At 33.3% G+C, this 15152-nt stretch carries 16 protein-coding genes; 12 read left to right on the forward strand and 4 right to left on the reverse strand.

Going from position 1 to position 15152, the window contains the following annotated elements; all coding sequences use genetic code 11:
- The first annotated feature begins 5 nt into the window (after positions 1-5).
- The 4 genes from minD (at position 6) to mgsA (ending at position 2681) form a co-directional block, all read left to right on the forward strand.
- Positions 6-803 (forward strand): septum site-determining protein MinD, encoded by a 798-nt coding sequence (gene minD / locus HZI73_RS14045; RefSeq protein ID WP_212694017.1) that lies wholly within the window; start codon positions 6-8, stop codon positions 801-803.
- Between the two features lie 14 nt (positions 804-817).
- Complete coding sequence (minE, locus tag HZI73_RS14050; protein ID WP_212694018.1) at positions 818-1081, forward strand: cell division topological specificity factor MinE; 264 nt, start codon at positions 818-820, stop codon at positions 1079-1081.
- Positions 1082-1147: 66 nt separating this feature from the next.
- Positions 1148-2269: a rod shape-determining protein RodA gene (gene rodA, locus HZI73_RS14055; RefSeq protein ID WP_212694021.1), complete on the forward strand. Its 1122-nt coding sequence runs from the start codon at positions 1148-1150 to the stop codon at positions 2267-2269.
- A 13-nt stretch (positions 2270-2282) separates the two neighbouring features.
- Positions 2283-2681: a methylglyoxal synthase gene (mgsA, locus tag HZI73_RS14060; RefSeq protein WP_212694022.1), complete on the forward strand. Its 399-nt coding sequence runs from the start codon at positions 2283-2285 to the stop codon at positions 2679-2681.
- Between the two features lie 222 nt (positions 2682-2903).
- Here the strand turns inward: mgsA and HZI73_RS14065 are convergent, their stop codons facing one another.
- Both HZI73_RS14065 and HZI73_RS14070 read right to left on the reverse strand, forming a co-directional pair.
- Positions 2904-3323 carry a twitching motility protein PilT gene (locus HZI73_RS14065; RefSeq protein ID WP_212694023.1) on the reverse strand — a complete coding sequence of 140 codons (420 nt, stop codon included), beginning with the start codon at positions 3321-3323 and terminating at the stop codon, positions 2904-2906.
- A gap of 446 nt (positions 3324-3769) precedes the next feature.
- Entirely contained in the window at positions 3770-3979 is a 210-nt protein-coding gene (locus HZI73_RS14070; RefSeq protein ID WP_212694024.1) for a DUF378 domain-containing protein, read from the reverse strand.
- 187 nt (positions 3980-4166) lie between these two features.
- Here HZI73_RS14070 and HZI73_RS14075 point away from each other — a divergent pair, with 187 nt between their 5' ends.
- The 5 genes from HZI73_RS14075 (at position 4167) to HZI73_RS14095 (ending at position 10091) form a co-directional block, all read left to right on the forward strand.
- Positions 4167-5423: a M14 family metallopeptidase gene (locus tag HZI73_RS14075; RefSeq protein WP_246552160.1), complete on the forward strand. Its 1257-nt coding sequence runs from the start codon at positions 4167-4169 to the stop codon at positions 5421-5423.
- A 186-nt stretch (positions 5424-5609) separates the two neighbouring features.
- A complete protein-coding gene (locus tag HZI73_RS14080) occupies positions 5610-6263 on the forward strand; it encodes a hypothetical protein (RefSeq protein ID WP_212694026.1) in 654 nt (217 codons plus the stop codon).
- A 281-nt stretch (positions 6264-6544) separates the two neighbouring features.
- Positions 6545-8008 carry a hypothetical protein gene (locus HZI73_RS14085; RefSeq protein WP_212694027.1) on the forward strand — a complete coding sequence of 488 codons (1464 nt, stop codon included), beginning with the start codon at positions 6545-6547 and terminating at the stop codon, positions 8006-8008.
- Between the two features lie 119 nt (positions 8009-8127).
- Positions 8128-8487, forward strand: a complete 360-nt coding sequence (locus HZI73_RS14090) for a BlaI/MecI/CopY family transcriptional regulator (protein WP_212694028.1) — start codon at positions 8128-8130, stop codon at positions 8485-8487.
- 11 nt (positions 8488-8498) lie between these two features.
- The gene (locus HZI73_RS14095) at positions 8499-10091 is read left to right on the forward strand and encodes a M56 family metallopeptidase (RefSeq protein ID WP_212694029.1); all 1593 of its coding nucleotides are present in this window, start codon (positions 8499-8501) and stop codon (positions 10089-10091) included.
- Between the two features lie 208 nt (positions 10092-10299).
- On the opposite strand, the gene HZI73_RS14100 is transcribed toward HZI73_RS14095, so the two are convergent.
- Positions 10300-11058, reverse strand: coding sequence for a class I SAM-dependent methyltransferase (locus HZI73_RS14100; RefSeq protein WP_212694030.1), 759 nt, complete (start codon positions 11056-11058; stop codon positions 10300-10302).
- 494 nt (positions 11059-11552) lie between these two features.
- Between HZI73_RS14100 and HZI73_RS14105 the strand changes: the two genes are divergently transcribed.
- Together HZI73_RS14105 and HZI73_RS14110 are read left to right on the forward strand one after the other, a co-directional pair.
- A complete protein-coding gene (locus HZI73_RS14105) occupies positions 11553-11924 on the forward strand; it encodes a nuclear transport factor 2 family protein (RefSeq protein ID WP_212694031.1) in 372 nt (123 codons plus the stop codon).
- A 532-nt stretch (positions 11925-12456) separates the two neighbouring features.
- Complete coding sequence (locus tag HZI73_RS14110) at positions 12457-12996, forward strand: DUF5698 domain-containing protein (protein ID WP_212694032.1); 540 nt, start codon at positions 12457-12459, stop codon at positions 12994-12996.
- Between the two features lie 175 nt (positions 12997-13171).
- Here HZI73_RS14110 and HZI73_RS14115 read toward each other — a convergent pair whose 3' ends face one another.
- A complete protein-coding gene (locus tag HZI73_RS14115; RefSeq protein WP_212694033.1) occupies positions 13172-14002 on the reverse strand; it encodes a hypothetical protein in 831 nt (276 codons plus the stop codon).
- A 267-nt stretch (positions 14003-14269) separates the two neighbouring features.
- On the opposite strand from HZI73_RS14115, the gene HZI73_RS14120 reads away from it, so the two are divergent.
- Positions 14270-15136, forward strand: coding sequence for an EFR1 family ferrodoxin (locus tag HZI73_RS14120; RefSeq protein WP_212694034.1), 867 nt, complete (start codon positions 14270-14272; stop codon positions 15134-15136).
- Positions 15137-15152 lie beyond the last annotated feature (16 nt).

Below are 15152 nucleotides of genomic sequence, written 5' to 3' on the forward strand. Positions count from 1 at the left end.
TTTCTATGAGTGAAGTAATTGTTGTAACGTCTGGTAAAGGCGGCGTAGGAAAAACAACGACAACAGCTAATTTAGGTGCTGGTTTGGCCATGGAAGATAAGAAAGTGTGCTTAATTGATGCAGATATCGGCCTTAGAAACTTAGATGTAGTTATGGGACTTGAGAATAGAATCGTGTATAACCTAATTGATGTGATTGAAGGCAATTGTAGATTAAGACAAGCTTTAATTAAAGATAAGCGTTATACGAATCTCTATTTGCTACCAGCAGCACAAACCAGAGACAAGAATGCTGTAACACCCGAGCAGATGTTAAAACTATGTGAAAATCTAAAAGAAGAGTTTGATTACATCATTATCGATTGCCCGGCAGGTATAGAGCAAGGCTTTAAGAATGCCATAGCTGGCGCTGATAGAGCACTTGTTGTCACAACACCTGAGATTTCAGCTATTCGTGATGCAGACCGCATTATAGGTCTACTTGAAGCCAATGACCTTCGCAGCCCTGAGCTTATTATTAACCGTATTCGTACCGATATGGTAAAAAAAGGTGATATGATGTCTGTTGATGACGTTGTTGAAATCTTAGCTATAAAATTATTAGGCGCTATACCCGATGATGAACATATTGTTATTTCAACCAATAACGGCGAACCTATTGTAGGCAATAAAAGTATTCAATCAGGAAAAGCTTATGCCAATATTACAAGACGTGTACTAGGAGAAGAAGTACCATTTTTAAGTTTTGAAAATGAAGGCGGTTTATTGAGTAAAATAAAAAGTTTCATGAAATTTGGTAATTAAAAGGGGGGACGTTTATGCCATTGTTAAGTAGAAAAACTTCAAAGAGAGTTGCAAAAGATCGACTTAAACTTGTGCTTATTCATGACAGAGCCAATTGTTCTCCAGAATTGTTAGACATGATTAAAACAGATATTATTAAAGTGATCAGCAAATACATGGAAATTGATGAGGAAGGTTTGGATGTTAAAATGGGCAATACAAAATCTGAGATCAGTGACGATATTGTTCCAGCACTATATGCCAACATTCCAATTAAGAAGATGAGAAAAGCAAAATAAAAATATTGACTTTTTGTGGTTAATTATAACCATGAAAAGTCATAATAATAGAAAGAAGTGCAATTGGTGTTTCGAAATTATAACTTCAGAAAATATGATTTTTTTATTATTTTAATCGTTATAGCTTTGGTGGCAATTGGTATCGTGGCAATCGGCAGTGCCACGCAGATTAATAGTAATGGGTCACCTCTGAAATGGAACAAGCAGCGATTTGGTTTTATCGTTACCTTTATCATGATGATTGGCATTTCTTTTATTAATTATCATTTTATTGGAAAGTTTTACTGGCTTATTTATGTATTTAATATTATACTATTAGTAGCGGTAAGATTTATGGGGCATAAAGTTTCTGGTGCTGCAAGGTGGATTGATATTGCTGGTTTTCGTATACAACCATCCGAGCTATCAAAAATGATGATGGTGATATTTCTCGCTTATATCATTGATAAAAACAAGCATAAGATTAACAATTTCTTTTTTCTTATGCAGCTGGCTATATTGACCTTGATACCCACTTTTTTAATCTATAAACAGCCCGATTTATCCACATCGCTTGTGATCATTGTCATATTAGTGATTATTGTATATGCAGCGGGTATTAACTATAAGTATGTCATTGGTGCATTACTGATAGCTATACCATTATTATGGCTAACCGCATGGTATATTCAACAACCAGATCAGGAGTTTTTTGAGGATCATCAAGTAAGCCGTGTTAAGAGCTTTCTTTACCCAGAGAGTGAAGGAGCTAATGTATGGCAGACCGAGAACTCCATTCAAGCACTAGGTTCAGGACAACTTCATGGTAAAGGTTTGTATGGCGGCACCATTAACAAATACAATTATTTACCTCAACCTCAAACGGATTTTATTTTTTCTATTATTGGTGAAGAATTTGGTTTTGTTGGATGTAGTGTCACCTTATTTTTGCTTCTGCTTTTAATTCTCCGGTGTCTATGGATTGCAAAAGATGCGGTAGATTTATATGGTATGTTGATTATCGTAGGATTTGTAGCCATCATAACCTTTCAGACGTTTGTTAATGTAGGTGTTGCAACAGGTATTATACCAAATACAGGAATACCATTACCATTTATAAGCTATGGACTCTCTTCTTTGCTCACGAATATGATTGGTATTGGACTAGTATTGAATATAAGTGTGCAAAGAAAAACATCTTACTACTAAAGGGGGTAAGTTCATGAATATTGGTTTAATAGCTCATGATAAAAAGAAAAAATTGATACAAAATTTCTGCATTGCATATCGTAATATTCTTAATAAGCATGAATTATACGCTACAGGAACAACGGGTAGGTTAATTGAAGAGGTAACGAATCTTAGTATTCATAAGTATTTAGCTGGACATCTAGGTGGTCAGCAGCAATTAGGTGCTCAGATAGCCCATAATCAGATTGATATGGTGATTTTCTTAAGAGATCCGTTATCACAAAAACAACATGAACCAGATCCTGCATCTGTTATTCGTCTATGTGATATTCATAACATACCCATCGCAACAAATCTTGCAACTGCTGAATTATTAATTAAAGCATTAGAACGTGGCGATTTAGAATGGCGAAGCGTTATTCGTTCATAAAACTAAGAAGGAGCATAGATACTCCTTCTTTTTTTGTACTATAGGAAAGTTCTCCATTTAACAAATAAGATAGATTTGTGCTAAGGTAACTTTCCTAACGGACAAATCCGCTTTGCGGAACGAGGCGTAGCCTCTTTTGTTCATGTGGGGAATGGTATAGTTATTCAATATTAATAGATAATTAATAAAGCCACCTAAGAAATAGGCGGCTAATAATCAATATTATGCAACTAAATATTCTTTAAAAGCAACTGGCAGACCAGTTGTATCGCAATTAACGCTAATAACAAAACGCACATTAAGGCTATCTGAAACGGCCTTAAGTTTTCCGATTAATTCTTCTGTATGTTCATTTTCAATAGGTAAATGAGCCATTCTTAATAGACCATCTACATAAATCTGTTCAATATCATTATCTTCAGAAAGTATACCACACATAAAACCAAAAAATTCTTTATAATCATTTATAGGAAACTCAGAAACATTAATGTATCGAATACTATGATGTAAATCATAAATATGACTGCTATCCCCATCAAGATAAACGATGTGACCCTTTGTTGTTTTGACTGCTTCATTAGCCATTCGAATTAAATCCTTAGTCTTACCTTCCCCAGTATCACCAGCAACTAACCTTATCATAGCAATCTCCTCCTTAAGAATTTTTCATCTAATTGATAGAGCGAACATATTAACTTTTTGTGAGATGAATCCCACTGCGTTTATGTACGGGATCACCAATTAGATATGTTTTAAGAATGATATGATGCAATTCTTAAAAAATTAATAACTTTACTCTTTTATTATATAACTTTCACAAATTATTTACAATAGAAATGGGGTAAATAATTAAAAAAAATATTAGCTAATATTACTTAATAAAATACAAGATATTATCCAAATGTGATTTATATACCAATACATGTTGTGGTATTATATATTTATCACAATTTGATAGGGCTTATTCTCCATTTTAATAGCAATATAGATAGATTAAAACCATATATTATGATAGACATAATATATGGTTTATGGATCAACCATAGGATGGTTGATAAAATATAGTACTTGCTGCTTTGTTAGTATACTTACATTTCTCCTCGAATTCTTCCGAAGAATGTTAATGAATATATACCTGCGATTCCTACTAGTGCATAAACAATACGACTAGCTACTGTGTACATGCCGCCAAATATAGCTGCAACTAAGTCCCACTCGAAAAAGCCGATAAGACCCCAGTTGATTGCACCAACGATAACTAAGATAAGGGCAACTATATCAATACCTCTAGTATTCATAAAGAATCCTCCTTTTTAGTGATTTATGATTAACCTGAAAGAGACCATATATACATCACCTTTTCGAGGTTTAATCTTACTAATAGTTTCTGTATTTTTTCGAAAAATAACTAGTAAAATAATGGTACAAGGTACATTTAACATAAACTATAATAAGATAAATTAACAAAAAATATTGGTGATGCATTTGGACAATTTATCAAAGTCTCGAATACGTGAGATTCAAGGCTTATTAAATAAATTAGGTTACTATACTTATATTATAGATGGAATTTTGGGAAATTATTCAAAAAATGCCATAAAAAATTTTCAAAATGATAATAATTTAAATGAAACAGGCCAATTGGATGCCCAAACCTTGAATAGAATAGACCAATTTATCATGGGATATGTGCCATATACCATTCAAAAAGGTGATACCTTATACAATATAGCCAATGCTTTTAAAACGAATGTATGGCGCATTATAGCAGCTAATCCAGGTATTAATCCTTTTATGCTAGAAATTGGTCAGTCAATTATTATACCCCTTAACTATCAGGTTGTACCAACCAATGTGCCTTATACTTATGATATTATGGAAAATAACATCTTAGCATTGAAAAAACGCTATCCTATGATGATGTATGAGAGTATAGGTGAAAGTGTTGATGGTAGACAGCTCTACCATATTACCATAGGGAATGGTAGTAATCACGTTATCTACAATGGCACCCACCATGCTAATGAATGGATCACATCACCACTATTGATGAAATGGCTAGAGAATTTCTTGGAAGTATATGTGAGAAGAGGAACCATACGTGGTTATAATACGGAAGATATTTGGAACAGAGCAACCATTCATATCGTTCCAATGGTTAATCCAGATGGTGTGGATTTAGTGATTAACGGTGCTACAGAATATGGAAAAAACAAAGAGCAGTTGATTGCATGGAACTTTGATAGTGATGATTTTGATGATTGGAAATCCAATATCCGGGGCGTAGACCTTAATCGAAATTACAATGCTGGTTGGCAAGAGTATAAAGACCTAGAAGGAGAGTTTGGTATCACTGGTCCTGGTCCATACTTATTTGCAGGTACGGCTCCAGAATCAGAACCAGAATCCTTTGCTATGGCTAATCTAACACGTAATATCGTTACAAGATTAGTCTTAGCATACCATACACAAGGTCAAGTCATCTTTTGGCAATTTAGAGACCTGCAACCGGAGGTGAGTGTTGTTATTGGCGATGCTTTTGCACGGGCCAGTGGCTATGAATTAGCTTCCGAGACACTGAGCCAGAGTCTAGCAGGTTACAAAGATTGGTATATACAGGACTTTAGAAAACCTGGATACACCATTGAAGCAGGTCTGGGTGAGAATCCTTTACCACTTGATCAATTTGATATGATGTATGAGAATAATGAAGAGTTATTGTTATTAGCAAGCATTATATAGCTAATATAAACCATCTGTTTATGCAGGTGGTTTTAATATGTTATGGTTCATGATAGATACGGCCTTATTAAAATAAGTATTTGCGGATAATCGTTGTATTCAATATAGTGATATGTTATCTTTTATATAATACATAAAGGTTATAGCCAACCAATTAACAATCTATATAATGGTGGAGGGTACGAGATGAAAAAAGGTGATTTTTTATGGGGAGCTGTTTTAGTATTGGTGATCGGGTACATTGTATCACCGTGGACAAACGCATCGTTTATTGCACAGACCACAGCTCACCCTTACATAAGTGGATTTATTAAGTTTGCAGTATTATCAACCATGGGGGAATTACTGACGTTACGTCTTAACAAGAAACAGTGGCAATTACCAGCTGGTTTTATATGGCGAATCATCATATGGGGATTCATTGGCATACTCATCACATTAATATTCCAGTTGTTTGCTAGTGGTGTTCAAGCATGTATGAATATGGGCTATTTACCAGGAGGCGAATCCAAATTAGCTTTTGCTTTCTTTACATCGGCTTTGATGAATATCTTCTTTGCTCCTGTTTTTATGGCCATGCATATGTTATCGGATACCTATCTGGACCTTCGATATGGTAATCCTATGCATAAACCTAACTATAATCTTGTACTAAGAAATACCAATTGGAACAGGTATGCCAATTTTATTGTGGTCAAAACCATACCATTCTTTTGGATACCGGCACATACCATCACATTTATGATGCCTAAGGCGTATCGCATTGTTATGGCAGCTCTTTTATCCATAGCATTAGGAGCTATATTAACATTTGCAAATCGTCAATCAAGTAAAAGTTAATATACGCAAGATAAGGGTTGCCTGAAAAGGCAACTTTTTTTATCTTAGTCCCATTGTTATTGCTTTTAAGAGTCATATTTGATAATATAGTAAAAATACATTCAAGGGATAAAATAGTAATAGATCTAGCAATAAAGGAGTGAGATATCATTATCAAACATATACTTAATCGCCATAAGAAGAATAATCAAAAGCATATACCCAGCTACGATTTTGAAGAGATTTTATCTAGAAATGAAGAGAAGTTAGAACGAAATGATATACCCCTTATCTACTGGGCTTTGCTATCAACGGACATTGACTTAAAAGATAGAGCTATAAGAATACTATCACGATTGATGGAGCAAACTCCTATAAAAAAATGGATTAGCATCGATAAGGAGTTTCGGGATAGAACTTCTTATAGCTGGTCATACGATTGGAAAAGCGAAAGGGTAGAAACACTATTGAGCAGCCATATGGATACCATGGAAATTATTCATGTTGTAGGCCTTTCAACGTTTCACCCTAATGGTTACTTCCGAGAAAAAGCGTTAGATTACTTAATGGGTATTCATCATCCTACCATTTTGCCTTATATAATGATACGGTGTAATGATTGGGTAAACGTTATTAGTAAGAAGGCATCTGATTATTTATATCATTTAGTTAATCGTCATCATCTTAAAAACATCTTTCAGTATTTTACTTTATTTATGCATATCAATAAGTTTCAAAGAAATGATGTGAAGTATATAGGAAGCAAATTTGAAAAGTTAATGAAGCATCCGCAAATTATCAACATCTTATTCTCATGTTTAGAGCATGGAGACGTTCTAGGTCGACGCTTCATCATATATCGACTAGCTCATAACCCATCTGTTGATTATAAACAACTAATGGACGTTTTTTTTAAGGAGTCCGACATGAGAGTCCAAGGCTATACAATAGATCGTATCTTGAAGCGCTTGCCAGATGACTACTTACTGAATAAACAAGCCATGTTACTTAATGCCAAGTTCTATCAAGTGAGAGTGTCTATAATTAGAGAAATGTATGTTAGAAAGCTGATTCACAAACCAGAAATGCTTCTTTTTTCGTTAATGGACAAGCATGAGGCTGTTAGAGAAATTGGGAGATATTTTTTAGAACAAATGGGATACAATGATTTTATACAATTTTATTGGGAACGATTAAAAGCAAATCCAAAAGATGACATAGTCATATTGGGTTTAACGGATGTTGCAGCCCATGATCAAATACCTCAACTTAAACAATTGCTAATCAGTGAAAAACCAAAAGTAGTAAGAAAACTATTAAGATGCCTTGCAACCCTTGATTTTGGTCAATGTAAAAAGGAACTACTATTTTTTCTTGAAGATAGTAGAATAGGTGTATCAAATGAGGCAAAAAGGATGTTGATGGCACATAGTCATCTAATTGATGTAGAAGGGTTATATCAGATAATAGGGAAAACAGATAGGGAACATGTCATGATTAATGCTGGGGTAATAATCTGTCATAGTCATCAATGGGAAGCCTTAAGCTACATGATTAAACTCAGCAGTCACCAATCACAGGTCATAGCTCATATTGCAAAAGAAGGTATGCATAAATGGAAGCGTAGATACAATCCATATAAAAAACCTACTCAAGAACAATTATTTAAAACAGATCAAGCCGTTAGCAAATATCAATCATTACTTAATCAGGAATTCATTCAGTGGTACCACTTTATAACTAAAGTTTATCGGCATCAACATTAGAAGTTATAGTTGTTTGAGAAAACCCATAAGATACGTATTGGGTATCTCTTGACAACAAATGACTATCGTGATAGTATGAATGTGACTATTGCAATAGTTACTTTTAGGAGGTCATAAAAATGAAGATTAAACTATTTGACTCAGAGCGCAGAGTCATGGAAGTTTTATGGGAAAACGGTGATTTGTCTGCAGGTCAACTCGCCAAACGATTAAAAGAAGAAATAGGCTGGAATAGAAATACGACGTACACCGTTATAAAGAAATGTATCGACAAAGGTGCTATTAAGCGGTATGAACCTAATTTTATGTGTCAAGCACTTATCAGTAAAGAACGGATTCAACAATATGAAACAAACGAGCTAATCGACAAAATGTTTGAAGGTTCAACGGAGAAATTTTTTGCAGCTTTTCTTGGTAACCATAATCTGTCTAGTAAAGAAATTGACAATTTGAAAAAGCTGATTGAAGAGTTAAAGTGAGGTGATTGTCATTGAGTATAGTACAAATGAGCTTAACAGCCAGTATTTTTATCATGTTTGTCATCCTATTAAGAGCACTGGCACTCAATAGCCTACCCAAAAAGACATTTGTGTATTTATGGATTATTGGAATGTTACAATTGCTAGTACCAATACGTATACCTTCACGATTTAACATGCATAGCATCTTTAATCATTGGATTCAAGGAAATCAAAGGAGTACTTTAGCCATAAGTGATAATGTACCTTTTACAGGGTTGGTCAATCATTTCGTACCAGATAAGTTCATAGATGTTCCGCAGCAAGACGTGAATACCATTCATCCAATGGTTATTATTTGGGGAGTCGTTATGGTAATATTCATCACATATTTTTTATTGTCCTTTATAAAAAGCTATCAACAGTTACGGGAGGCTCTACCTATCCAAAACAATGATGTCATATCACAATGGATGAAGCAACAGCACCTATATCGCCGGTTAAAAATTATGATGTCAGATCGCATCTCTACACCAATTGCTTATGGTTTTATCCACCCTAAAATCATTTTACCAAAGTGCATGGATTATTCCAATAAGCAGGATTTGGAATATGTGCTCACACATGAGCTCATACACATTAAACGATTTGATGTGTTGTGGAAAATAGGTGGTGTTGTAGCTTTGTGTGTACATTGGTTCAATCCTCTCGTATGGGCGATGTATTTTTTACTGGATAGAGATATTGAAATGTCTTGTGATGAAAAAGTAATAGCCATCTATGGAGAAAAGGTCAAATCGGACTATGCCTTATCCCTATTAAAGATGGCAGAACAAAAAAAGAAGTTTTACTCATGGCATGTTTATAATAATGCTTTTGGGAAAAACCCAGTAAAAGAAAGGATTGAATGTATCATGAAATTAAATAAAATAACGAGGTTATATAAAGTATTAGCAGTTATATTAGTCATTGGTTCGTTAAGTACGGCTGTCCTTGCCAATGATAAAGATGCTAGAGATAAAAAAAATAATAATCAACTTCAATCAAAAGATACCAATAATAGCGTTATCAACCATACGATAAAGGAAGGAAAAACAGTCATCGTAGATTCCAATGACCCTTTAAATGAGGAAGAGGTAGATAATGGTATAGAAAATCTACCAGAACCTTATACCTCAGAAGAATATGAACAGGAAATTGAAGAATTTAAGAAAATGATTCCTTCGTTAATTGAGACAGGAAAATATACGCAAGAAGAGCTGGATGAACACATAAAGCGAAAAGAAAGATGGCTTGAAGAAATTAAGTCTAGTGAAACGACTATATATAAACCTGAAATTATTGATGAGTATATCAATGAGAAAGGGGAGCATGTAACAGAAGCCTCAATTCTTATTACCAGCGGACCTAAAAACATTAGCGTTGATCAAAGCTTCTTTGCATGTATAGGTGATAAAGAATTTGGACCTTATGACACCAGAGAAGAATATAGGAGAGCTATAACGAGTTATTTAAGAGATGAAGTAAAAAGTGGTAGGATGACACAAGAAGAAGCCGATAGTATTCAATCTCAAATGATGCAACAAAAAGAAATAGGTGCTGATCAACCAGAACAGTCTATTTAAAATTGCTGAAAATAACATCATAATAACTAAATACCTATTCATGAGCTTTTCATGATATAGGGGATTTTACCATAATAGACATATAAATAGTCTAATTAGACATTTTTAATGTAAAGATTAAGGAAGGTATTTTAAACGAATTTATCTTCCTTAATCTCTTTGAATTAATCTTCCATAGCGCTTAAGGTGTCATTGATAGACATTAGAGCTATTTATGAAGTTTCGATACAATCACAATTCGATGTTCAGTGCTTTGAATATAAGAGGTATGATCAAGTTCTTCTTGAAGCTCATAAAGCGTATCTAAGCAACCATCAACCGAGAAGTTAGGGAACTCCCAATCAATAATTTTGGCAAAATAGACCAAAGCACCAATATCAAAAAATCGTAAATAAGGACGGTATTCCTGTTGGTGTAAAATCTGAAAGCCATGATGAACCAAGTCCGTAGACATATTATCTAGTGTAATAGAGTCATATGAATTGTTAGGATGCTTAGTAAGACGCCAAGATAAGGCTTTGTTGTTGTCGCCACCAACTTGTTGTGTAATAAAAATACCATGAGGTTTCAGTATTCTTTTTAGCTCACTGGAGACATAAGACTCATGTCGATTAATAATGATATCAAAGGTGTTATGTTCAAAAGGTAGGCAAGCATCATCATCTACTTGATGAACATGTATACCTAATGGTGTTAAACGTTCCTTGCATAGTTTCACATTAGGTGGCCAATTTTCTGTAACAGAAGTATGCTTATAGGGGTGACCAAGGGCTAATAAGAATTCACCACCACCAGTTCCCATATCCAATAGTTTATAACTGGGTTTTAAGTAAGTGTTTATCATACTTTTATAGTTCCATGGTAAGGGCTCTTCTTCCCATCTTCCATTAAGATATAAAAAATCCCATCCGCTAAAACATTGTAGTTCTTCTTTTTTCCATATAGCTTTTAATTGTTCTCTATTCATAACTGATCTCCTTTTCTAATGAATGACTTAATGAAATGAAAAGCAGTGCAGTTAACTGAAAGCAAATAACAAATGTCTCGGCACAATCTGCTATCAGATTACATTAACTGCACCGAGTCGTTAATTCGTTTATGTCGCATATACGTTCACCATCTTTCTTTTTTATCCACTATTATTGTAATATATAAAGGTATTGTTTACAAACTAAAATATTAAAAAAACATTATAGTTATATTTCATATTGACTATTTGAAGAAAATAAAGATACGTTATAAAAGAAAAAAATAAATAAACACAATTCCATGAATTTTCCATGGTTACTGGCTTAGTAACAAGACCTTTTTTGATTATTTCATCAAGATAAATGAAGTATACACATTTTTTTAACGACATATTGACGGAATGTGTTGATTAATGAACAGCTATTTGATATGATTAAGATGGTACTCAACAACAGGGCAAATTGTATACTAGATAAGAAAGGGAGAGGGAAAATGGATTTTAGGGTAACCCTTAGTTATCATCTAGAGTCGCTACAAGAAAGAAAACTGGATGATTATTTGAAGACAGTATGTTTAGACAAAGTATTATTAATTATGCCAGATGGTAAACTCATTAATAACGGTAATCAATTTATTGAGCTTCACAAAAACTGGTTTGCGAAAACAAACTGGAAAATGGAGTGTGAGATTGTAAAGATAGCAGAGGGCACTGAGATCGCTTATACACTGATAAAGGTACATTATGAAGAACTTGATGAAAATGATAACCCAACAACGATGGACTATTATTTAAATCTTATATTTAAGAAATTCGATAATAGATGGTTACTTATTCATGACCAGAATACCGTATTTGAAAAATAATAATGTTACATAATTGATTAGCACTTATGAGAAAGTGATGTATTCTCATAAGTGCATTTTATTGGCCATCAATAAAAAAACAAACCATAGAAGGAAGTACAAGAATATACAAATACAAACCATAAAATAAAAATTTCTTGTAATTATTGTTTTGTTATGGTATAATATATAAGTTGGTTGGATAAAAAGCAAGAATCAAAAGTAGTATCATTTATTTTATAATTAATCTTATCATTATATCTAAACGAGTAAGACGTACTTTTCATTCAATTTCTAAGTTACAAGGATTAAGCCCCTCTTGTTTTCATATAGAAATCCCTTAAATCATTATATTTAAGTTGCTACCCATATGGAGTTATATTATCTATGCTGCCAAGCATTTTTTTATTGTGCAAATATATATATTTGTACATGATATTGCCTTGATCATATCTTGGTATTATTCATGTTGGCCATGAGTAACTTAAGGTGGCTATTCAACTAAGGGAAACTTGTTTTAATAAGCATTAAAGAAGTAAAGGAAGTGAGATATATGACACAAAATATATGGTTAGGACTTATTGGTCTATTTATGATAACAGCATTTACAAATATTTTAGCAACACTCAAGACCATATTAATATCAAAGAAAATAATGAATCCTGTGTATATGGTTGTTTTTGTAGACGCTATGATCTTTGCCACTGTTGTGACAAAAGTAACCAGTTCCAAAGGATTTCACTATACCGCAGCATATGCGTTAGGAAGAACGGTTGGTGTATTTATTGGAAATAAGATTGAGGAAAGATTAGCTCTTGGTATCTTGGAAGTAGATATTTTCTTGAAAAATAAACATAAGATGATTGCTATTGCTGAGCAATTAAGAGATGAAGGCTATACAGTTAATAATTACTTGGCCAGAGGAAATCATGGTGACCGACGATATAAGGTAGAAGTTGTGATTAAGAGAAATGAATTTAAGATTATTGAATCCATTATGAATACTTGTGGGATAAGTAATCCTACGTTGAAAATCAAAAATCTAACGAAGGTACATGGTAAAATTTCAACAACAAGAATGAAAACATCATAAATAGAAAAGAGTCTGATTATGTCCAATGAATCTAATTATACGAATAATGTTATAAGTAACATGAAGTCATTAAAAAATAATAACTTCATATGAGAGCAGATAAGTACAGAAGGTATTTATCTGTTCTTTTACGTTATAATCACTTTTCAAGGTGCATGAATCATTTAATTGCATTCTAATTTATTTCTAAAACGCTTTTTTGCAAGAAATGCTCATCACATGCTTCAATCATTTTTTTATGGGGTCCGATAATGTATAAGAAAACCGTGCATTTCTTTTCTTCAACATATTTAAGATAAAAGCGGCTTTTAAATTCGGTCACTGGAAAATCTTCTCCCTTATTATACTTAGCTGGCGGCTTACCATATTGGATATAGGCTTGTTGCTTTTTCGTATACTTATGATTAGGTCCATGGGTTGTTATTGTAGCATCGATTACTGTCCAATTAGAGTAATTGATAAAGGTTTCCACCTTTTTCACATCATCAATAATGTAGCTTGAAATAGGGTCATACAGACCAAAGCCACCAAGAACCAATTCATTAATATCATATGTACCCGGTAGCACAGCTTCTTCAATATGAACGTTACCTTGATCATCAAATCCAAATGGATGGTCAGGATTATCAAGTTCCTGTACAAAATAAGCACCATAAAAAGCACCATAGTAGTCTGAGTCAGGGTTATATAGTGAAGAAGCCCCATTCAGATACTCAAAAGCACCAAAATTATAGAGAACGGTGTAATGCATATTTCGTTTCACATAATTAGAAAAGCCTTTGTTATCATCAAAAGTCATGACAAATGGATACCAATCCTTTTTAGCAGTACTAAGACCACCAGGCATTTTTATATGGATACCTAACGTATTGGTAAAACTATCTTTTTTACAAAGATAACTATAGACGCTCATAGCGGTGATGCTTTTTATAAATTGGAAAAAAGGACTTATTAAAAAAATAATAATGATGAGTAAAAATATAATCCTTTTTATTCTTTTATTCATAGTGGACCTCCCAAGCATGAATGATTTTATCCAGTATTTATGGCATATATTTTTTCTATTTATTAATATTACTATTCACATCAATGAAAAAGTGTTAAAAAAATCCTTTTGTATATTGTAAGAGTTAGGCATGAAAATATCAAGAAATAAAAAAAAAAGTGAGCATACCTTCTAACTAAAACTGAATAACGATATTGCTGATTCTCTATCTGTCTGTTATGATGGTTATATGAAGGAAAATAGTTAAGATTAAAAGGGGCGTTATTCATGAGCATAAAAATAGGCATCTTCTATTTCTCTGGTACAAGTAATACACAACTCGTTACTGGACTCATAGAAGAAGAACTGATAAAACAATCTGTTGATGTTAAGATTTATAATATTGAAAAAATCATCAATACACAACAAGTTGTCGATATGACCCAGTACGATATGATAGGTATTGGGCATCCCATATACGGTTTTGGACCACCAGAAATGGTAGAAAAATGGGTGAAACATTTACCCACTAGCCAATCACAGAAAGTATTTATCTACAAAACAGCAGCTGATAATATCTCAATTAATCATAATGCATCAGGTAAGATTATTAAGAAGCTAAAAAAGAAAAATTACCATGTATTTTATGATCGAATTATATGTATGGGATCTAACTGGTTGACAGAATACACACACGCATTGGTAAGACAATTGTATGATGCAGCAGGCAGTAAAGTTGTACATATGTGTCAAGACATACTTGAGAGGAAGAATCGCTTATATCATCCTAGCTTATCTTTGCGTTTATTAACTAATTTTCTTAATACTTGCGAAGACCGATTTCTTGCCCGGATCTTCGGTAAGACATTAAGAGCCACCGATGCATGTATCCATTGTGGTAAATGTGTTAAGCATTGTCCATCTAAGAATATTCATGTGAAAGATGGTAAGATAAAGTTCAAATGGAAATGTTACCTTTGTATGCGTTGTATCTATCAATGCCCAACCCGTGCCATTACATCCAATATATTCAAGGTGTTCATTGTCAAGAAAGGTTATGATATTAGGAAAATAGTAGCAAATAGAACCAATCAAAAAGATAATACGAAATTTGCTGAGCATTTTAAATCCTATCTAGAAGACCCAACGCTATAAACAGTGATAAATATAA

Origin of the sequence: Vallitalea pronyensis (genome assembly GCF_018141445.1) — a bacterium.
GTDB classification, from domain to species: domain Bacteria; phylum Bacillota; class Clostridia; order Lachnospirales; family Vallitaleaceae; genus Vallitalea; species Vallitalea pronyensis.

What these genes read in the sequence shown, in the direction of transcription:
- HZI73_RS14080 (WP_212694026.1), top strand. Translation starts at nt 5,610, where the DNA reads ATGAAAAAAGGTGATTTTTTATGGGGAGCTGTTTTAGTATTGGTGATC.
- HZI73_RS14105 (WP_212694031.1), top strand. Translation starts at nt 11,553, where the DNA reads ATGGATTTTAGGGTAACCCTTAGTTATCATCTAGAGTCGCTACAAGAA.
- minE (WP_212694018.1), top strand. Translation starts at nt 818, where the DNA reads ATGCCATTGTTAAGTAGAAAAACTTCAAAGAGAGTTGCAAAAGATCGA.
- HZI73_RS14070 (WP_212694024.1), bottom strand. Translation starts at nt 3,979, where the DNA reads ATGAATACTAGAGGTATTGATATAGTTGCCCTTATCTTAGTTATCGTT.
- HZI73_RS14090 (WP_212694028.1), top strand. Translation starts at nt 8,128, where the DNA reads ATGAAGATTAAACTATTTGACTCAGAGCGCAGAGTCATGGAAGTTTTA.
- HZI73_RS14065 (WP_212694023.1), bottom strand. Translation starts at nt 3,323, where the DNA reads ATGATAAGGTTAGTTGCTGGTGATACTGGGGAAGGTAAGACTAAGGAT.
- HZI73_RS14110 (WP_212694032.1), top strand. Translation starts at nt 12,457, where the DNA reads ATGACACAAAATATATGGTTAGGACTTATTGGTCTATTTATGATAACA.
- mgsA (WP_212694022.1), top strand. Translation starts at nt 2,283, where the DNA reads ATGAATATTGGTTTAATAGCTCATGATAAAAAGAAAAAATTGATACAA.
- HZI73_RS14120 (WP_212694034.1), top strand. Translation starts at nt 14,270, where the DNA reads ATGAGCATAAAAATAGGCATCTTCTATTTCTCTGGTACAAGTAATACA.
- HZI73_RS14115 (WP_212694033.1), bottom strand. Translation starts at nt 14,002, where the DNA reads ATGAATAAAAGAATAAAAAGGATTATATTTTTACTCATCATTATTATT.
- HZI73_RS14100 (WP_212694030.1), bottom strand. Translation starts at nt 11,058, where the DNA reads ATGAATAGAGAACAATTAAAAGCTATATGGAAAAAAGAAGAACTACAA.
- minD (WP_212694017.1), top strand. Translation starts at nt 6, where the DNA reads ATGAGTGAAGTAATTGTTGTAACGTCTGGTAAAGGCGGCGTAGGAAAA.